The organism is Candidatus Hydrogenedens sp., from assembly GCA_035361075.1.
GTDB lineage: Bacteria > Hydrogenedentota > Hydrogenedentia > Hydrogenedentales > Hydrogenedentaceae > Hydrogenedens.
Genome location: DAOSBX010000014.1, coordinates 38,280 through 59,226 on the forward strand (window position 1 = coordinate 38,280; position 20,947 = coordinate 59,226).

A 20,947-nucleotide genomic window follows, 5' to 3' on the forward strand; every position below is an offset into this window, starting at 1 on the left:
TGTGAGTTTATTTTAGGATAGAAACTTCCCCAGATACTTCTTTTGAGCAATATGGACCATCAATATATATTGTTTTGAATAATTTTATCTCTTCTTTTTTATCAGAAAATAAGAATTCACGAATATCTTCCAATGATGAAAAAGAAAGTTGAGGGACAAGTCCATGACGAATTAATTCAGATGGAAAACGATGCATTGACCATACAAGGATAAAGTTGGAAGAATCAACTGCTATTTCAGGTAAACATAATTCAATCCATTGGTCTTTAAAAACGGGTGTAGTAATGATTTGAGGTTTTGTGTTCTTATATGGGCAAATTAGGTATATATGAATTTCAGAGGTTGATGAAAATCTATTGCCAGCTCGTATGAACCATGTATATTCCGTATGTTCTTTAAAAGTGGTTGGCTGTAAATAGAAACTCATCTCAGGAACTTCTGTAGCGAAAGTAACATTGTTGTTATTATCAACTGGAATGGGTTCTTTTACCTGAAAAAAACGATGTACTATAAGTTCATTTTTCCATTGAATTAATCCTGCCAACGCAATATATGCAATGATTAGCATTGCAAAGAACCAAAACATGGAAAACCATCTCGAATTTGCTTTTCCATAAATAGATGCGAATAAAACAATTAATTTTAAAAAAAGATGTGTTCCTAAAAATATACCTAAAAAGGCAAATGGGATTAGTTGTGTTGGAACATTCGGGATATGAGAAATATACCCTGTAATATGAGCGATAAGAATAAAACATGGTAAAAAGGAAAGTATATCTATTACTGTGGTGAGATTGAGTGGTGCGGAGAAGAGCAGTTGAATCATGGCTCTAAACAAAAATTGGAAAACACAAAATGTTGCCATTAAAGTAATGTATACCCAAAATGTATTTCCTATCTCTAAAGGTAGGAATCCTAACATGTAAATGATAGGTTCTAAATACAATGCAAATATATAAGAGGCAACGATAACAATGAAGAAATGTGTTATTTGAAGAAATATACAAAAATGTTTCATTTATTTTTTGAAACCAAATATTTTTATGTTAATTCTAATTTAAAAATAATATTAATTTTTTATTGTTTTTTTTCTTGACATTTATGATAAAATGTTATAAACTATATATATTGAATTACAAGTTAAGGATTTATTTGGGCATAATATATATTAAAAAATTGTCATAAATGTAAAATAAGATAGAAACGGGATTTGAGATATGGCTAAGATACGTAAAGAGGAAACAAAATTAAAAGAGATGAAACATTATGAAGAAGTAGAAGTAAAAGACTATAATGACGAGGCTTTATTAACGCATGGAGAACGAGTTCGTCGGGGACAAATTTCGTCTGTTCAGCAGGGAAGATATGGGACAGGTCCAGCTCCTTATGGTTATCGTAGAGGTGAAAAGGGAGAGAAGCCATTGGTGATTGATGATTATGAAGCTGAAATTGTACGTATGATTTTTCGCGAATACATACGGACGCACAGTACAGGAAGGGTTGTTGATTATCTCCATTCAAAAGGGATATTGACACGTCAGGGGAAGAAATGGTCTCGACAAGCTATATCTATAATCCTTTCGAATCGCACGTATCGTGGTCGTGTATGTTTTGGTGGGATTGAGACGGAAGGATTACATGACCCTATTATAGAACCTGCTATGTTTTATAAAGCGAATGCGATTCGCCATAGTAGAAGTCGTAGAAAAGAGGATTAATATTTCAGAGTTTAGCCGTCAAGTCGTTCAGGAAACTTAATATCAGTAGGTGCTTCTGTTATATCTTCGTTATTTTCATGTAAGTCCTCATCATTGTGTGGAGTAGATTCTGCCATTTTTTGCAAATCTGCCTGAGGGATGTCGGGGTCGTAAGGTTCTATTATTTCATTAGATACCTCTGATGACTGTTTTTCTAATTCTTCGCTATCGTAGGAATCGGTCTCTTCTGATGTTATATTCTCAGTTGTTTCTTCTTCTTCTTTTATATCTTCATCTGTCTTTACAGAATGTTCTAAATAACTTGTGGAAGGGTTATACCCTTTTGTTGTATATGAAGTTTCATTTGTCTCTTCTAATATTTCGCGATATACTTCGTTGCCTTTGCGTGATATTTCCTGAATTTCTTTTTCTAACGGTTTTACTTCTTTTGCAATTTCAGTTTTAATTTCATCAAGATATCCTCGCAGGTCACGGAAGGTCCTTATAGCAATTTTTGCAAATTCAGGAAATTTTTCTGGTCCTAAAACAACGAGAGCAATCCCTGCAATGATAATCATCTCTGTAAAACCAATGCCTATCATAGGGATTCTCCTTCTTACGCTGGGTTCGATTGTCTACGCCGAACTAAATATGACGCCCAGATACTTATTTCATATAAAACGGTTAGTGGAACTAACATGATTATCATCGAGATTGGGTCTGGGGGTGTTAAGATAGCCGAAATTACACTAAGGCCAACAATTACATATTTACGGAGCTTACGTAGCGTGTCTGGGTTTAATAAATCGAGATAGACCAAAGCAAGAATAACCATAGGGAATTGAAATGCTAAAGCGAATCCAAATAAGAGTAGGACAATGATAGATATTGTTTCGTTTGCCCTTAATTGAATTTCCCAGCCTGTAGGGATCCATTGAAGTAAGTACGGGATAACCAGTGGAATAACTCCGAAATAAGCCACGATGACACCAATAATACCTAATGAACTGCATCCGAATAGGATTATTTTTACTAAGTGTCGTTCATTTGGTTTTAGACCAGGGAAGATAAAAGCACATGCTTGCCATAATACATAGGGCAAAGCCAATATGAGTCCTCCATAACCTGCAACTTTGAATTTTAATATTACAATTTCAAAAGGATTTAAGACGACCCATGGTATTTTATTTGATTCAGACTTCTTCTCGGTTGCTTCGTTTTTTTCATTTGTATCTGTCGGGTCATGTGCTGAATCTTTGTCATTTGAAAAGACGACGATTCCCAAATCTTGTAAAAGAGTCAATGGTTTTTGTAAGCCCAATAAGATTTGGTTTGAGAAAATATAGCAAACTATCATCGCAATAATCACAGCAATTCCCGAATGGATAATTCGCATCCTCAATTCGGCGAGATGCTCTGTAAAAGTCATACGTTTATCGTCGTCCCACATGGGCAATGCCTTTCCATTCCAAGGAATTAAAAATTAAGTTTATATCTGCAGTTTACTTTATTTTACCAAACAAGAACCCCTATAAACATTTATGAATGAGAGGTCATAGAAGTAAAAAACGGTATTGTTAGTTATAGTTTGTATTATTGACCGGCGAGACTCTTGAATGAGTTTAACCAAAGAGTAGCTATACCAAATGGGTCTATAATGTAGATTGCAATAAGTCCAGCAATAACTGCACCTATAATAAGGAACGTTTTTTGGTTATCTGACAAACCACCAGCTCCTGCCATTAGTCCACCTTCGCCAGCCATCATAACATTTATTTTTTCACCTGCTTCTGCTCGTGTTTTTTTATCTTCGAGAATACCTAACGTTTCATTAATACTAATAAAGGCACGATGCCACTCTTGTTGCATTTTTTTAACAGATACTTCTGATTGGCTATAAATAGCTTCTAAACTTGTTGCGGCGGATACTAAGTTCATCAAATTAGAGTCAATTTGATAATCCTCCATAAGGAGTTCTTTCAATACTTTATGTGTTCGAGCTATTTTACTTTTTATTTTTAAGAACTGATTTTCCAATTGTGCTTTATTTGCACCAGGGCTTGGATAGGCATTAATAATTTGATTAAATAAAAGCCAGTCGTTTAAGAACTCTCTGCATAACTCGACTCTTTTATTTAATATATCTACAATTTTTTGCTGTTTTTTGCTCAGAGCCATTGGTTCGTCCCTTCTATTCAGTTTTTCCTGCTTTTACTTAATTTATCAAAAAGTATATAGTCATTTAAACTTGAAACCTACCTGTTTATTTTTCACAGGGTTGCTTTGTAATATTTATTTTATCCATTCCAGTCAATATCTATCCATTTCCGAACTGAATTAATTAAGTATATCGCATTTGCGGACTGTAATTCCTCTCTTTTTATACAACGCTCTTCAATAATAGCGTGGTCAAGTAGGTATTGTCGGAATGTGCCTGGTAATAGCCCGCAGTGGATAGGTGGCGTGAATAGTCTCCCTCCAATACACACCACGAGATTTGCGATGGTGCTTTCTGTAAGATAGCCTTCTTCATTCCATAAGAGGACATCATCACAATCGGGACGTTCTTTTTTTGCCTCTTCATACATACATCGGTAGGTGGTCTTATGATATAGAAACAGATTTTTTGTATGGATTGGTTTTTTTGCAAATCCTACTTTTATTTTTTTTGTTTCTATATATGGACTTTTTTCAAAGGTGAACTTACCATCAGGTGTTACGGTAATCCTTAACCGATATAGGGGTTCGTTAGTGGAATGAATGTAATTGGTCAGTTCGGTTTTTAGGTTAAACATGGATAGAGGAAATTGGAAACGCTTGGCACTGTTTTCCAATCTTTGAAGGTGATGTGTTAGTAGGAAAATTTCTTTGTTCTCTACTCTTAATGTTTCTATTAGAGAAAAATATGAAGGGAAATTATTAAGAATAGCACTTTTAGATATGCATTCTTCCCATTCTTTATCTGCCTCAGAATCCCAAACAATACCACTACCTACATAATAATATGCAGTATTTGTTTTTTTGTTATGAATTAACGTTCGTATAGCCACATTGAAAGTGGCTTCATTTTTAGGTGTTATCCATCCGACAGCACCACAATAAATTCCTCTTGGATATTTTTCTAATTCATTAATAAGTTTCATAGCATATATTTTTGGTGCCCCTGTCACTGAACCTGAAGGGAATAATGCAGATAATACATGTATCCAACGTGTTTCTGTTTTGGCACGAATAGTAGAAGTCATTTGCCAAACAGTACGGTAAGGTTCACAACTGAAAAGTTCTGGAACTTCTACACTACCTATAATGGCAATCTTTCCGACGTCATTTCTTAATAAATCAACGATCATTAAATTTTCAGCACGGTCCTTAGGGTCGTTTTTCAGTTCGTGAAGGTTTTTTGTATCTTCTATGTTCCATCTGCCCCGTGGACGTGTACCTTTCATAGGTTTTAAGGTGATAGAGCCATCTTTATAATGGAAAAATAACTCTGGGGATATGGAAAGAACAGAAAAATCTTCAGTTTGGATATACACAAAGTAACCGTCACCTTGTGCAAAGCAAAGATGATAAAATAAGGATTGTAAATCCCCTTCAATTTTTGAGGTGAGTGGAAAAGTAAGATTAACCTGATACACATTCCCTTTGCATATATTTTCATGTATTATTTGAAACCTCTCGTTATATTCCTGCCTTTTTATCATAGGTTGCCAGTCATGTTTTGCCTGATACCCTGCTGGTTGTTTAGCAGAAAAAGATAAAGGGATTATTATAGGTTCATGAAAAGCACCGAACCATACCAATGGTAGTTCTGGAATATTTTGCTTTTTGGGGAAAGCATGGTCAAATGCGAGGGCTGATTCATAGCATACCCATCCTATAACATATTTTCCTTGATGTGCCCAGATATCGGCTTGAGTGATGACTTTATGAACTTCGTTTGGTGAAAACGAGAATGCTACTTCAGAGGGTCGGCTAAAATGCCATTCTTGTTTGTTATGAATAATGATAGTGTGAGGTGCCATTTTTTAATCAATATGGATTAGAACTTTTACTTTCATGAGTTTGAAATGCTCATGAAATAAACATTAATGAAAAGAGTATTAATCGCCAATTAGTGTGTTTAATTTTTCAAGGTCAGAGGTTGGTTTATTGGAAGTAGGTTTGTTTTCTCCCTCCCCAGTTTTTTCTTTATCTTTACCTAATATAGAGGAGATGAGTTGTTGATTAATTTTTATAGGTACACCACTTTTCATGGCTTTTTCACGCAAGTATAGTCGGTAGTCCTCTAAAATCTCGTTTTGAGCCATACGTAGTTCCATATCTAATAGTTTTTTCCGTTCTTCCTCCATTTTTTCCTTATCAGCATCTGTTGGAGGAGTCTTTTCTAAAAGCTGTACGAAATAGTTGTCGTTATTGAAATCTTTAATCGGTCCTACCAAGGCACCTACGTCTTTATCCTCGATTTTTTCAAAGATAGCTTCAGGTGAAATCATCAACCCTTCTTGATAAAGATAATCTTTGGCTGTAAAAGGTTTACTTATTTCTTTAACTTCGACATTTAAATCTGGAAACAGATTTGGCAAATCGTCAATCGATTTTGCTTCCGCAATAATCCTGTTCGTCAATTCTTCAACTTTTTTCTTATAATCATCTTTATTTTTTACTACAACAATATAATCCTTTTCTACACGTTCACGAACTTTTTCTAAAGGTGGAATTTCACCTTTGACACGTTCTATAACTTTTGCAATGAATATATTATCCCGAGCAGTAATCGTCTGATACTCTGCATCTTTTTCTGTGTCAGTGAATGCACCTCTTAACTGGTATACATCAAACATATTGACTCCTGGGATTTTGGTTGAGTCTTTTGAGAAAGGTCCTATTTTTTCTATTACTAAATTTTTCTCCCCTGCTATTTTTTCTAAACTTTTTTCCTGATTTGCTTTTTCTGCTATTGATTTGGCTTCTTCTTCCCTTGCTTTCTTTTCTTCATCCGTTAATGATGCACGAATCATGATTTGACGAGCATGAACTTCTCTTTTCCCAGTTTCCTGGTTTGTCCGCTCTTCTTCTACCTTAAAAATATAATATGCACCGAATGTATAAATGGGTTCATTAATCTCACCAACGTTCAAGGTGAATAATAATTCTCGATGTGGTGGGTCATTCTCACGTGGTGATTGCCAACCCATATCTCCACCATTTTTGGTTTGTTGGTCTGAATATGTATCGGCTAATGTTGCGAAATCTTCTCCTTGCTTTGCTTTATTATATGCTTCAATAGCCTTATCTGGAACAGGTGGTACTAATGAGATACGTACTGTTTCGATTGTTATTGAGTCAGGGTCGCGATAGATTTCTTTATGTTCTTCAAAATATGTGTTGAGGTCTTCATCTTTTATCTCTATTTTGGGTTCTACTTTGGCATATTTGATACGAATTTTAGTAAAACTGTTTTTAACTTTTTTGTCGATAGTTGTTGGGTCAAATCTTGCAGGTGCTAATAAAGCGTTAATAAATACCTGTCGAGAAATGGATTTTTGCAAATCGGCATAAATTTCGTTCCAGTTGATTTTCCCTTTATTGGCATCGACCCAGGCATTCCACGCATCGCGGTCAAATTTTCCATCTTCCGTTTTAAATTGAGGCCAATTTTGCATTTGTTCAATTAATAGGCTACGGTCTACCTTAAAGTTTCGTTTTTGTTCCTCTAACGTAATAAGGTTGGAGTCTATCATTTGTTGTAAAATTTTATCTGTTTCACCTGATTTCTCGAGTTCTTCAATTGTGGCTGGTTTATCGGGCATAGACCTTTGCTGAATAAGCATATTTAAATTTCTACGAAATTCACTTTCTAATACGGGTAAATTTGCAACAGTTGCCACTGGGTTATCTTTAAATTCAGGAGTGGCTGACCTGTATTTACCAGGCATCCCGAAAAATAGAACAAATGGCACTGCAATGACAAGAACTACAAACAATAAAATAGCACGACGATGTTTTCTCATTAAATCTTGAATCATAGATACAAACCTTTTATACTTTAATCCAGTTAAAGATTTTACGTTTGAAATTAGTATTTAGTTACAAATCAGGGATTTTGTTAATTGAACATTAAATGTATCATAATTGGTGTTTTATACTCAAATACGATAGGACTCGATATATGCTAAAAAAAGGACAAAACCAAGAAATTTTGTGGGTTTATAGAAGGCTTTACATGTATATGCTGAGTTCTATCGTTATATTAAGTTCTGCCCTATTAGTTCTGATGTTACCAGTTCAATCAGAAGGTAACACGTTACGTCAACTAAGAATTCCTACCGCAGTTGATAATCGGAAAACAATCGAAACATGGCAGGAAGAAGTTCATAAAAAATTATCCAAGATAGTATCTCTACCTGACCAAAAACCCACGTCTTTCGAAACGGAAAAAATAAATGAGGAAATGAGAGAAGGGTATAAATTAGAAGAGTTTAAGATTCAAAGCACTCTTCAAAGGAGTATTCATGTTTGTGTTGGTGTTCCACTAACAGATAAACCGAAGAAATTTCCTGCAGTCGTTTGTATTCATGGGCATGGTGGAAATCGTTATACTGCTTTTGAAAAAGAGCCAACTCCCTATCATGAGTTTGGAAAAAGACTACTTGAAAATGGATATATCGTTATAACTACGGATGTAGGTCAGCATGATATTTATGAGCAAGGTAGAACGTTGATTGGTGAACGACTCTGGGATTTAATCCGTTGTGTAGACTACCTTGAAACACTTCCTTTTGTAGATGCAAATCGAATAGGTTGTGCTGGTTTGTCATTAGGAGGTGAGATGGCGATGTGGTTAGGAGCGATAGATACGCGAATTAAGGCAACTGCTGTTTGTGGTTTTCTTACTTATATGGATCAGATGGAGAAAAATCATTGTATGTGTTGGAAATTTGAGGGACTTCGTGAATTGGTAGATTTTCCCGATATTTATGCTATGATGGCACCCCGTGCCTTACAATGTCAGAATGGAGAAAAAGAACCGCCAGACCAGTTTCCACCATCATTAGCACAAAAGGGATGGTCAGAGATAATATCTGTTTATCGAGTGTTTAATGCAGAAAATCAAGCAGAACTAATTATCCATTCTGGTGGACATGAAATAGCAATAAAGCCATTAATAGTATTCTTTGAAAAGCATTTAAAAGGCCAGACGAGTCAGACGAATCGGACAGGTTAAGGTGTTTTTCCTTTGCTCCATTCTTCGGGGGAACCCATTATGTCAGCATCATAAGAAGCAGATACCGTGCTGGATATGCCACCTCTTGGGTTACATTCTATTACAATAGACATTTTACGAGGTCGACAAGCAAAAACGAGGTCCTCTAACATACGATTTACCAGATGCTCATACCAGATACCTACATCCCGATAGGATAACAAATAGTATTTTAATGAACGGAGTTCCAAACAATATTTATCTGGCACATAGCGAATGGTTACCTTTGCGAAATCGGGTAGTCCAGAAAAGGGACACACAGAGGTAAACTCATCTGTCGTTGAAACAATTTCCATGTTTCTGCCTGATTCTGTTGTTGCATACTCATATTCAAAACATTCTAAACAGGTACTCTCTATTGCCTCTGGCCCTTTGAATGAGAGGGTTTTCCCTTGAGGTTTAAAATTACGAATGACCTTTACCTTACGTGTTGTGTTTTTCTTCTTTTCCATTGTCATTGCCTTTTTTAAGGTTTATTAATATGTATTCTATTCAATGATATAATACGATAAAAGGCTATTTATTTAAAAGGAAATATATAGTGCTATTGCGTGTTTTATTGGGAGTAGTTCTTATTATTTTAATCGGTATAGGAGTTTTTGTTTTTTTTGAAGGAGCAATACGTTCATTTTTTGGTATTGATGACTCTATAACGCCTCAGATTCCATTAGGTCCTGCTTCACCTTTGAATGAAACAGGTTTGCCCCGATATGAACTTCAAAGTCCTGTGCTTAAAAATAAGTCTTTAATTTTTGAACATGTTTCTTTACCGATACATCGCCATCAGTTATTTGATTTTGGTGTGGCAGATATTAATCAAGATGGATTGTTAGATGTTTTTTCCAGTAATTGTAATTTTCGCCCATCCATTTTATTAAATCGCGGTGGCCTTACTTTTGAGAATGCTGTGCGTGAACTTCAATTGGGTTTGCTACCAGAGTTGTCTGAGTTTGCTTGTAGCATGGAACCACCTAAAGTTGTGGAAGTTGGTTTGTATATTTACTATTTATGGCAGAAACTTCATATTTACTATCTACCTTCATCCACATTGACTCGTAAAATTACTGTCGATATTCGTGTGCCTCACAAGCGTACTAATTTGATTGAGCATCAGGGAGATATCATCGTACACAAGATTATAGAACAAGGGAAGGAAGATGAAATTGGGGAAACACATTATAATTTAATTTTTGAACGGGAAGCACTCGTGGTACTTGATATTGACCGACCTTCCATTCCAGTGGAATTCAAGATTTCAGATGAATTACCTCTAAATAAGATCTATATTGGAACTTGTAAAATGTCACCTACTAAACATCATTTTACATTAAATACATTTGATCGTCACACCTATTCTTGGGCTGATATTAATAATGATGGTAGAATGGATGTTTTTTCGGGACGTGGTGGGTTGAGAGGAAGTCCAGAATATGAATATCTTCGAAGACAATTAAAAGACCAACTTTTTATTAATAAAGATAATAACTGGTTTGAGAATGTATATGATGATTCTGGCCTTGTAAATTGTGGTTGTGGAACACGGAAGTCATATTGGGTGAATATAGATAATGATAAGTCCCCTGAATTATTTGTGATATGTGCTCGTAATGAGCCTTGTAGATTATTCCGTAGAGAGACCCAAAATGAAAAATATAAGGAGTGTTCAGAACTCTTTGGCTTAAATATTATAGGGGAACAGCCTTGTTTTTGGTTTGATATGAACGACGATGGTTTTATCGATTTACTGTCTTTTTATGATGATAAACTTTGTGCATTTGTCAACCAGAATGGAACTCAATTCCGCAAAGAATCGATTTCTAATGAAGGAAATATTATTTTAACACCCGCATTTTTATCGGCATGCGATTTTGATAACGATGGACAATTAGAATTCTTTTTTGCAAACCATGAGACATTTAAGACATTTCTCATAAGGCACATTGAGAATACTCATTTTGAGTGGCTTGAACCTAACCAATATGGGTTGCCTGAAAAATCGTTATGGGCGAGTTGGGCAGATTTTAATAATGATGGTTTTGATGATTTTATTTCAATCCCAGAAGGGGTATTTATAAACAATAACGGTGCATCTTTTACATCCACAAGTATATTATCTTTGAATCATATTCCTGTTACAGAAATGGTAGATGCAAGGGTTGAATGTTTTGACGGAGATAACGATGGAAAACAGGATGTTATTTTAGGCTATCGTATTCATGGTGATACGCCATCTGGTTATGGTCCATGGTGGTATTTAAGTTTTTTTCATAATCTCAGTATAACAGGGAATTGGGTTCAGTTTGAACTTTATGGGCCTGAGGGTAATCCTCAGTCTTTTGGGACAAAGGTACTATGTAAAACTGAAGAGGGATGGAGTAAAGTTCGTGTGGTTGGTGAATCAGAGCATTCTCGTTCAAATCAGGGACACTATCGTCTTTATTTTGGCTTGGGCGATTCATGGGAATTGCCTTACTTTATTATTAGTTCACAAAATAAAGTAATAAAAGAACTTCGTGATATAGTTCCTAATCGGTTGATACGACAAATAATTGAAATGAATGACATTCAAAGTGGAGATGTCAAATAAAATTCATTAATGTTATTTATACATATCTTTATTGGCGATGGTTTGCCATAGATTGCGGTTATAGAGAAATGGGATGTAAACACCACCAATAACAGGTCGGGCACGGAATCCAACGCATTTACCTGTTTTTGTGTCGTACCAATCTGTTAATGGGATACGGTCAGGGGTTTCATTCATAAAACGATAAAATGGCAGGTATAGCGATAAAAAATCATCTTTGTCTTGTGTTAATGTTGCACACCATATTAACCAATCTGTTTTTGTATAGTCTTTACGACAATCCAGAGGTAGCCCATATTGATTTTGTTTTGTTTTGTAATATTCCATCTCCATCTTTTTTATTTCTGTTGGAAACAAATTAAGTTCCAGAATGGCATCCCATACAAGGTTGTATTTCATACTCCATGTGTCACTTTTGTCGAAAGTAAGTCGAAAATGGTCATTATCTTTTGCACGTTCAATCCAATCTTGTGCCATCTTTTTTGCTAATTGCTCCCAATCTTGGGCAGTTGCAAGGTGCCGTTGTTGACACATTTTTGCGAAGGCACCTATAGCAACTATTGCTTTTAGCGACAAGTTAGTATTATGTGCAAGATGTCCCGCAAAATCATCGGTACATAGTTGATTTTCAGGATCTCCACCGTGGTTCTTCAGATAATTTGCCCACTGCTCAAGAAGTTCCCAATACTCTCGAGCGTAATCGATTTTGCCTGTAATTTCTGAGTATAAGGCGGTCATCAATATCATGTTTCCACATTCTTCTACAGGCATTTGTCTTTCTAATATGAAAACATTCTTCTCTTTCCCGTAAACTTGACCGTTAGCTTTTGGATAAGTTCCAACATCATGGGGTGCAAAATCAAATGTCCATTCGGGTGTTTGGGCAAATCTGAAAACAGGTTCAAGCATACCACGCAGTAAAGATGGGGTAAATAAAGCAAAGAAAGGTGATGCAGGATAGGAGACATCTACCGTAGCAATACAGCCGTTAGAAAAGCATTCTTTATGAAAAAACCATGGGGTATTATCTTTCCCAACAACTACTTTTCCACTCCCCAAAACGTGCCTATACGTTAAGCCTACCAATAATGCATATTCAGGACTTACTTGTTTGGCAGATTCGTTTATTAAAAAGGAATCCCATTCTTCACACTTCTGTTTTAAGGTGGGGAATTCTTTGTAAGCTTCATCTAACAGTTGAGCAAAGTTATCACCAAATTCTTTCCAACACCAAGGTCTAAGTCTTTCATGCATAAACTCGATAGAATAAATGTCATCATAACCAACCACTATGTATCTCGATTCTTTGGCTTGTGGTGATATATCTATTGGTATAGACACTGCCAATGCTACAGGATTTTCGCCCACTTCCTGGGGTGCAGTATTGCTATCTTTTTCTGGCAGTAATGTAGATTGTGTCCATGTATTTATTATGGATTTTCGCTCGCCAATGGATGTTTTTATTTTCTGGTTTGTAGAAGATGTTAGATATAGATAACCCCAGTCTATTCTCCTGTTATCCCCTGCTTTTTCAAGAATAGGCTGGTCAACGGTGCCTGCTTTCAGTAATGTTAAACCTTGCGGTGATGTTTGTCTTTCACATTGGACTGTCTGCTGTTCAGTGTCTACACACCAATCTGTACCTATGTCAAAGTAAACCACTGCTTTATGAGCATTGCCATCTATTGATGATAATTCAAATTCAACATAAGAAATAGGAGCAGTTAGCCAACGAAAATTTTCAGCGAGCATAGGTGTAATAAATGTTAACTTAAAAGCAACACCAGCCCCTTCATATTGGTAAATTGTTCTGGTTGGATATACCTGACATGACTTTGTTTGAATTGCTTCACCTCCTACCTCTGGAGGACCTATAAAACGATATAGTTTTCCATCCACTATAAGAAGTCCAACCATGGTTCTGGTTTTGCCTGTCCAGTGGTTACTCCATTGCTCAGTTAAGGTATCAGAGAAACTCCAAATGCTTGTATATGGGTCATGGACAACTAAAGGTATTGCAGGTGGACGAAAATTAGGAGGAAGTTCTGTTGCTTGAAGCATAAAATAGCCTGTTATGTTTAGTATCATAAAGGTCATTAGCATAGTTCTACCCTTTCTATAAAATTGTTTTTTAAAAACAGTGTTACCTAAACAATGATATATCCGCTTTTAAGCAGTGGTGAAAACAAATTTTCTTGGTGGTTACTTTTTCTTTATATACATACCACTCATGATAGATAACAACATCCCTATAATTATGAAGTCAAAGATGTACTTCCAGAAGTTTGTAAAGGATTTTCCTTTGAATAAGTCACATCCACATTTTGCATTCTCTGCTTCCTTAGTTCCTTCACCTTCGGTTGTTCCTTCTGTAGTTCCCGCTCCTTCTTTTTTGCCTTCGGTAGAGCCTTCTACACCCCCCTCTTTGGTTCCTTCGCCTTCTTTTTTACCTTCAGTAGAGCCTTCTATGGTTCCTTCTCCCTCATTTCCTGAGGAGCCTTCCTCGGCACCCTCTGTAATTCCCTCGCCTTCAATTTCACAGTTGTCGATTCCTTCCAGTTCTCCTTCAAATTCACCTTGCCAACGTAGAACTGGATATTCAGTACCTTGTTTTATGTACCATATTTCATTGAAATCCCAGTCTTTGTATGTAATACTACATTTCATCTCTTTTGTTGTGCAAGGTTGAGCCCCGTCTGAATTTTCCTGTTTAGACACCTCAGTGTCCCAATAGGAGTATATAATAATACCTTTATCGTTATATCCACAGAAACCACCTGCATAAATTGGTGACATTGAATTGGTTGCTGTAACAATACCGATAGAATAGCAATTGTTTATATCTCCACTATTTACTCCTGCGAAACCACCTAAAAAATTATACGCTGTAACATTCCCTTTAGCGTAACAATTCAATATTTTTTTATCATTTAATCCTACAAAACCACCGACGTATTCTGAACCGTTTTTGTCTAAGGTTGCAATGGAGTAGCTTTCTGAAACGGTTCCATTACTATTCCATCCTAAAAGTCCTCCAGATACGAAATCACCTTTTACTAAACCAGTGGAGTCGCAAACGGTTATACTTGCTCGTTCATTTTTACCAATAACACCGCCGACAGTATCGTAGCCCTCTACAGTTCCTGTGTAGCTACAAACAGCCACAGTTCCTCTTGAAATTAAACCAACAATACCGCCAACATACGTATTACCTATAACAGTATTATCAGAGGTCTTCCCAGAAACAGTGCAGTTTTCGATAGAGCCATTGTCACTTTGTCCAACAATACTACCAACTTTCCAATTACCAACGATTTTACAATTCTCTAAATTTAAAAGAGATACTTTTCCACCTGATACCAATCTTCCTATAAGCCCTACATAATCTTCACTTTTGCGGTTTATGTATAAGTTTGAAATTTTTTTGCCCTCTCCGTTTAGTTCGCCTCCAAATGGTATAATCGGTTGAAATCCTTTGCCATTGTTCCATGTCTTAGTTGATGTTGCATCAATATCTTTTGTTAATTCATATATCCCAAACCATGGATATTCTAAACTTTCCCCAATTTTTTGAAGTTCATCAATTGTAGAAATATTCTTTTTAGGTGGAGTTGGGAATGAAACTTCTCCTAATGTTTTGATATAAGGATAGTTTGTATTAGTTTTTATATCCCAAATATTCGTGAAGTCCCATTCCTCATACGTGTCTTTCTTTTTCATTTGTGCGGTGGTTTTTGATATTCCACCAGCAGAGTTTGTTATTCCTGCCACTTCCCTGTCCCAGTAACAATAATTAATTTCCCCTCCGTTGTTTACTCCAGTAAACCCTCCATAAAGTGTTAATCCATAAAGTTTTCCCACAAAATAACAATAAGATATTTCTCCGCCTTCATTTCTTCCTGTAAATCCACCGACCCAGGTGTTACCTTTAATATAGCCCATTGCAAAGGAGTTTTTTATAGTTCCTTCATTTTGACCACTAAAAAGGCCTATCCCGTTTTGTCCTTCTCCCACACCTAATACATAACAATTTTGAATAGACCCTTTATTGTATCCAACAAGCACTGCAACTCTATCTTTTCCCACAATAGTTGATTTGTCAACAGCCAGGTTATATACTTCCCCATCCTTTCCTATAACACCAAAAATTCCAACATTGTCAGTAGACGGTCGATTAATGTATACACCCATAATTTTGTGCAAGTTTCCGTCAAATTTCCCCGTAAAAGGCTTTTCTTCTGTCCCAATTGGTTCAAAACCCTTATCGTCATTCCATGTTTGACTTCCAGTAAAATCCAAATCTACCTTTAAAATATATTCTGCGGACAGAGGATAATTAGCATCCTTCCCAATTTTTAAAAAATCGGATACACTACTTATTTCAATAGGGATGGCATGCGAAGCATAGGTAATACATATTAATAAGCTTGCAAGAAGAAACATGTTAGTTTTTAAGTTCACAAATTTGGTCATAATAAAATCCTCTATTTACAAACCAATAATGTTAATTTCTTTTAACAATATCCAATATTCACAGGATATATTTATTATCCGTTTTAATTATATATAATTTCAAAAAAATATTTGACAACTTTATTTTAATGAATATTATAGTACTAAAATTTTAATTGTGTATAATAATAGCAAAATCATAAGTAAATTTCTATGGAAGTAAAAACTGTTACCAATCAAAAAATCCTGCTATCAGTAAAAGATTTAACGGTTACCCTTCGAACACGGTATGGTAATATCTATCCTGTCCAAAAAATAAGTTGTAGTATCAAGGAAGGAGAAATAATAGGAATTGTTGGCGAATCAGGTTCTGGGAAAAGTGTGTTTGCGTTATCATTAGGTAGGCTTTTACCAGAAGAAATTACCCAGATTGAGGCGGAAGAACTGCGGTTTCTAAATTATGATTTGTTAAATGTGTCTGAACGGGATTGGCGAAAGATACGAGGGCATTTTATTAGTTATGTATTTCAAGATTCGCTTGTATCATTAAATCCTCATTTGACCATTGGTTATCAGATCGTTGAGCCTCTGTATATCCATTTTAATTATAGAGAAGATATGGCACGGCAGGAGGCAGTAAAGATATTAAAATCTGTCCAAATACCTGACCCTGAACTTCGACTTAGTATGTTTCCACATGAACTTTCTGGGGGTATGAGACAACGAGTTGCAATTGCTATGGCATTAATTACAAAGCCAAAGTTACTAATTGCCGATGAACCGACCACTGCATTAGATGCGACTTTGCAAATTCAGGTTTTGAATTTGTTTAGAAAATTACATCGAGATAATCCTTTTACAATGATAATCATCACTCATGACCTCAGTCTTGTTGCTGGACTTTGTAGTCATGTGTGGATTATGTATGCAGGCAAAATTTTGGAACAATCAACGATAACTCAAATTTTTCGTAATCCCGCTCATCCCTATACCTTTGCCCTTCTTTCTCTCAAACGTAATATGGGCTCAAGGAGAAGATTGGAAAGTTTGCCTGGAACTCCCCCAGACCTGAAATCTTTTTCAAAATGTTGTCCTTTTGTGGAGCGTTGTCCCAATGCTGTAAGTGAATGTCTTGAGAAAGATGATGAACTTACTGAGATTGCCCCTCAGCATTTTACATCCTGCTGGCGTGTTATAGAAGGAGAAATAAATCTACGTTTGTAATTGTCAGTGTCTAACATGGTTGCAGGAAAAAAGGAGGATGTATTATAATTAATGCCTGATTAAATAAATCCCATCCAAGGAGAATTCCCCTGAATGTCAATACAGCGTACTTTTGTCATGATAAAACCAGATGGTGTTGCCCGGCGGTTAATTGGCGAATGTATACAACGTTTTGAAAGACGTGGACTTAAATTAGTCGCTATAAAGATGCAGATTTTAACCCGTGAAAAGGCAGAAGAACACTATCAAGAGCATAAAGGCAAGGAATTCTACGAAAGCTTGATAAGCTTTATCACCTCAGGACCGACAGTCCAGATGGTTTGGGAAGGTGAAGATGCTATAAATCAGGTTCGGAACATGATTGGTAATACCAATCCATTAAAATCGGAGCCAGGGACTATCCGTGGAGATTTTGCATTGATAACGCAAATGAATATTGTGCACGCATCAGATAAGACGGAATCCGCAGAGCGAGAGATAGCACTTTATTTCTCAACTGGAGATATATTACAATATAAGACAGATGATGAACATTGGCTAACGAGCAAATAATTAGGTTTCAGAATAAAACAAAATAACATAAAGGAGAATATTCGTGGCTGGTGGAAGAAAAATTCGCAAAGCTAAAATTAACAAACATAAACGTAAGAAGAAGAGACGCTTAAATCGTCATAAAAATAAAAAGTAATTAAAGGCTTGTTGTTTCAGGGAAGGGATATTCCTTTCCTGAAACAGTACTTTTAAATGAGCCTCAACCATTCAGAAGGGAGAATTATTGTGAGCGACGAAGAGAAGAAAATTATTATTGATGAAGATTGGAAAACAAAAGTCCAAAAAGAAAAAGAAGAACTTCAGAAAAAGTTAGAACAAGAAAAGGCTCAGAAACAAGACACAACCGCTGGTGGAGTTAACGAAGGTGATGAGGCTCTTACCCCGTCCTTCGAAACAATTGTGGGTATTCTTACTACAGATGCGATGTTGGCATTAGGTGTTATTGCTCCTCAAGGGTCTCAACAGGTTATTATTGATTTGGAACAGGCTCAATTCTTTATTGACCTGCTTATGATTCTGCGTGACAAAACAAAGGGAAATCTATCTCCTCAGGAAGAAGGTATTCTTAACAATTCCATCGCTCAATTACAGGAGATTTTCCTTGTTCGCAATCAGCAATACCATGAAGCCCAACTGAGGCAAGCAGGTATAAAACCTAATCCACAACAACCATAAAAATCCAATTAATAGTTATTTCTCAAATTCTTTGTGCCTTGTTTTATAGTAGGTTGTTCTTTACCAATCAACAATAAAACCTTCTTATTCCGAATAGGGTTCTTTGCATATAAAATATTTTTTAGGGTACAAAAAGTAAAGTAACATACGTTTTCAAAGTGCCAGCGGGTTATTTTGTAAAAATTGTTTCTGTTATTTATTATTAATAAATTTCGTTTTATTAATATATTCGTAGTAAGATTGTAATTAGAAAATATTAAAAAATCTATTAGGAGACGACTTATGAAACAGAAACATTTTGTCAAATTATGTGTGTTGGCTGTGTTTTTTTTAATGTCAGTTACACAGGCTCAGGATGCAAACTTAAATGTAAAAATATCCGAAGTAAAGCAATCAGAGACAACCCTTCAAGACCAGACGGATGTGGCTGTTACAATATATAACAATGACCGTGCTTTGGTACGCGAGAAGCGAAAGGTTAAGTTACCAGAAGGGGAGAGTTATTTGAAATTTATGGGTGTGCCAGAGCGAATCATTCCCGAAACGGTTAGTATGAAGTCTTTAACAAAAGCAGGAAGTCTTCGTATTCTCGAACAAAATTATGAATATGATTTGATTAGCCCATCCAAATTAATGGAGAAGTATGTAGGTAAAGAGGTTAAGTTGGTGAATAAAAACAAAGATATGGATTTTTATGAAGTTACCGCAAAACTGTTAAGTGTGAATGAATCACCTGTATTTCAGGTAGAAAATCAGATTTACTTAGGACATCCAGGGAATGTCGTACTGCCCGAACTTCCAACAGAACTGATTGCGAAGCCCACCTTAGTGTGGATGTTAGATAACGACCTTGAAGACCAGGAATTAGAAGCTACTTATTTAACCTCAGGTATCTCATGGAAGGCCGATTATGTACTTGTTTATGATGAACCTAAAAGTCAGATGGATTTAGAAGGCTGGATAACGCTAAACAATAATTCCGGGGCTACTTATCAAAACGCAAAACTAAAATTGGTAGCAGGAGAAGTAAATATTGTTCCTGTCCAGGCGCCCGCTCCTGTGATGGACCGTATAATGGTAGGTGCGGCAAAGTCTATGGAGGTTCGTGAGGAATCGTTTGCAGAATATCACCTCTATACTGTACCCCGAAGGACAACAATTAAACAAAATCAATCAAAGCAGGTAAGTCTGTTATCTGCCAATGGTGTCAAGGCAAATAAAATTTACGAATATCGTGGCAATACTGCGTTCTATAACAGTCAAATCAACCCTATACGAAATGAAAATATTGATGCTTTTTTACTCTTTAAGAACACAGAAAATAATCAATTAGGTTTTCCCTTACCCGAAGGGATTATCCGGGTATATCAAGAAGATAGCGAAGGAATGTTACAGTTTGCAGGTGAAGACCGTATTAAGCATACACCCAAAGATGAGGAAGTACGGTTACGGTTAGGGAAAGCGTTTGATATAATTGGAGAAAGAACCCAGACAGATTTTCAGAAATTAGGTCCTAATGTTGTAGAATGTGAATTTGAAATTACTATAAGAAATCACAAGAAAAATGATATTACAGTAGATATTGTGGAGCCGATGATGGGCGATTGGCAAATAGTCAAGTCCTCTATGGATTATGAGAAGAAAGATGCTTTTACTATTATTTTCCATTTGCCAGTAAAAACAGAAGGTTCCGAAAAAGTCTCTTATAGGGTTCGGATTCGCTTCTAATAAACATAATATTATGGCTATGGAGGTATAACTGTATCAATGCAATATCTTACTGTCCAGCAAATGCGCGAAGCAGATAGACGCTGTATTGAAGAATTGGGTATCCCTGGTGTTGTTCTAATGAATAACGCTGGTAATGCCGTGTTTAGAGAATTGGAACCAGGACCTGTGACGGTGATATGCGGTAAAGGAAATAATGGTGGAGATGGCTTTGTAGTAGCAAGATTAGCATTGGTGGCTGGATGGGATGTAAAAGTACTTTTACTAACAGACCCTTCCAATATACGTGGTGATGCGGAAATTTTTATGAAGGTATATTTGCGGTTGGGCGGGAAAATGATTGCATGTTTAAGTGATGTAGATGTCCAACAAAGTATACATCAAATTGCCAAAACCGAAACATGTGTAGATGCCCTATTAGGCACAGGGACGAAAGGAGAAGTAACGGGACTTTTGCGGACTGCTATAGAAAATATGAATAGGCTAAGTAATATTATTTCTGTAGACTTGCCTTCAGGTATGAATGCAGATACGGGAGAAATTTGCGGTGTTTGTGTTCGTGCACGAAAAACAGTCACATTCCAATATCCTAAAATTGGATTTAAGAACCCTTCTGCAAAAGATTATCTCGGAGAGTTGGTTATAGCAGATATAGGTATTCCGCCAGTTTGTGCTGATGATAATCAGTGGTTTGAATTAAAACAAAGAACCAGCAAAGTTAATAAGTCAGATAGGTCGGGCTTGTCAGACAGGTCATAAGGACAA

The 20,947-nt window shown here is 36.1% G+C and carries 17 protein-coding genes; 8 read left to right on the plus strand and 9 right to left on the minus strand.

Features of this window, described 5'->3' with window-relative positions; genetic code table 11:
- Window positions 1-7: 7 nt before the first annotated feature.
- Window positions 8-1,018 carry a hypothetical protein gene (locus PLJ10_06060; GenBank protein HOK09210.1) on the minus strand — a complete coding sequence of 337 codons (1,011 nt, stop codon included), beginning with the start codon at window positions 1,016-1,018 and terminating at the stop codon, window positions 8-10.
- Window positions 1,019-1,217: 199 nt separating this feature from the next.
- On the opposite strand from PLJ10_06060, the gene PLJ10_06065 reads away from it, so the two are divergent.
- Window positions 1,218-1,718: a recombinase family protein gene (locus PLJ10_06065; protein HOK09211.1), complete on the plus strand. Its 501-nt coding sequence runs from the start codon at window positions 1,218-1,220 to the stop codon at window positions 1,716-1,718.
- 11 nt (window positions 1,719-1,729) lie between these two features.
- On the opposite strand, the gene tatB is transcribed toward PLJ10_06065, so the two are convergent.
- The 5 genes from tatB to PLJ10_06090 all read right to left on the minus strand — a co-directional run bounded on the left by tatB (window position 1,730) and on the right by PLJ10_06090 (window position 7,726).
- Window positions 1,730-2,299 carry a Sec-independent protein translocase protein TatB gene (tatB, locus tag PLJ10_06070; protein HOK09212.1) on the minus strand — a complete coding sequence of 190 codons (570 nt, stop codon included), beginning with the start codon at window positions 2,297-2,299 and terminating at the stop codon, window positions 1,730-1,732.
- A gap of 14 nt (window positions 2,300-2,313) precedes the next feature.
- Window positions 2,314-3,147 carry a twin-arginine translocase subunit TatC gene (tatC, locus tag PLJ10_06075; GenBank protein ID HOK09213.1) on the minus strand — a complete coding sequence of 278 codons (834 nt, stop codon included), beginning with the start codon at window positions 3,145-3,147 and terminating at the stop codon, window positions 2,314-2,316.
- Between the two features lie 143 nt (window positions 3,148-3,290).
- Complete coding sequence (locus tag PLJ10_06080; protein ID HOK09214.1) at window positions 3,291-3,875, minus strand: hypothetical protein; 585 nt, start codon at window positions 3,873-3,875, stop codon at window positions 3,291-3,293.
- Window positions 3,876-3,994: 119 nt separating this feature from the next.
- Window positions 3,995-5,722 (minus strand): aminodeoxychorismate synthase component I, encoded by a 1,728-nt coding sequence (gene pabB / locus PLJ10_06085; protein ID HOK09215.1) that lies wholly within the window; start codon window positions 5,720-5,722, stop codon window positions 3,995-3,997.
- 78 nt (window positions 5,723-5,800) lie between these two features.
- Window positions 5,801-7,726, minus strand: coding sequence for a SurA N-terminal domain-containing protein (locus PLJ10_06090; GenBank protein ID HOK09216.1), 1,926 nt, complete (start codon window positions 7,724-7,726; stop codon window positions 5,801-5,803).
- A 143-nt stretch (window positions 7,727-7,869) separates the two neighbouring features.
- Between PLJ10_06090 and PLJ10_06095 the strand changes: the two genes are divergently transcribed.
- A complete protein-coding gene (locus tag PLJ10_06095) occupies window positions 7,870-8,925 on the plus strand; it encodes an alpha/beta hydrolase family protein (GenBank protein ID HOK09217.1) in 1,056 nt (351 codons plus the stop codon).
- Here the strand turns inward: PLJ10_06095 and queF are convergent.
- Window positions 8,922-9,416, minus strand: coding sequence for a preQ(1) synthase (gene queF / locus PLJ10_06100; GenBank protein ID HOK09218.1), 495 nt, complete (start codon window positions 9,414-9,416; stop codon window positions 8,922-8,924). The genes PLJ10_06095 and queF overlap by 4 nt on opposite strands.
- 89 nt (window positions 9,417-9,505) lie before the next feature.
- Between queF and PLJ10_06105 the strand changes: the two genes are divergently transcribed.
- Window positions 9,506-11,551 (plus strand): VCBS repeat-containing protein, encoded by a 2,046-nt coding sequence (locus PLJ10_06105; protein ID HOK09219.1) that lies wholly within the window; start codon window positions 9,506-9,508, stop codon window positions 11,549-11,551.
- A 12-nt stretch (window positions 11,552-11,563) separates the two neighbouring features.
- Here PLJ10_06105 and PLJ10_06110 read toward each other — a convergent pair whose 3' ends face one another.
- On the minus strand, window positions 11,564-13,654 hold the full coding sequence (locus tag PLJ10_06110; protein HOK09220.1) for a DUF4965 domain-containing protein: 2,091 nt from the start codon (window positions 13,652-13,654) through the stop codon (window positions 11,564-11,566).
- Window positions 13,655-13,753: 99 nt separating this feature from the next.
- Window positions 13,754-16,024, minus strand: coding sequence for a GLUG motif-containing protein (locus PLJ10_06115; protein ID HOK09221.1), 2,271 nt, complete (start codon window positions 16,022-16,024; stop codon window positions 13,754-13,756).
- Between the two features lie 192 nt (window positions 16,025-16,216).
- Between PLJ10_06115 and PLJ10_06120 the strand changes: the two genes are divergently transcribed.
- The 5 genes from PLJ10_06120 (at window position 16,217) to PLJ10_06140 (ending at window position 20,941) form a co-directional block, all read left to right on the plus strand.
- Window positions 16,217-17,227 carry an ABC transporter ATP-binding protein gene (locus tag PLJ10_06120; GenBank protein HOK09222.1) on the plus strand — a complete coding sequence of 337 codons (1,011 nt, stop codon included), beginning with the start codon at window positions 16,217-16,219 and terminating at the stop codon, window positions 17,225-17,227.
- A gap of 93 nt (window positions 17,228-17,320) precedes the next feature.
- Complete coding sequence (gene ndk / locus PLJ10_06125; GenBank protein HOK09223.1) at window positions 17,321-17,779, plus strand: nucleoside-diphosphate kinase; 459 nt, start codon at window positions 17,321-17,323, stop codon at window positions 17,777-17,779.
- Window positions 17,780-18,004: 225 nt separating this feature from the next.
- Window positions 18,005-18,454 (plus strand): DUF1844 domain-containing protein, encoded by a 450-nt coding sequence (locus PLJ10_06130; GenBank protein HOK09224.1) that lies wholly within the window; start codon window positions 18,005-18,007, stop codon window positions 18,452-18,454.
- Window positions 18,455-18,736: 282 nt separating this feature from the next.
- On the plus strand, window positions 18,737-20,182 hold the full coding sequence (locus PLJ10_06135; protein HOK09225.1) for a DUF4139 domain-containing protein: 1,446 nt from the start codon (window positions 18,737-18,739) through the stop codon (window positions 20,180-20,182).
- Window positions 20,183-20,221: 39 nt separating this feature from the next.
- Window positions 20,222-20,941 (plus strand): NAD(P)H-hydrate epimerase, encoded by a 720-nt coding sequence (locus tag PLJ10_06140; protein HOK09226.1) that lies wholly within the window; start codon window positions 20,222-20,224, stop codon window positions 20,939-20,941.
- Window positions 20,942-20,947: the final 6 nt, after the last annotated feature.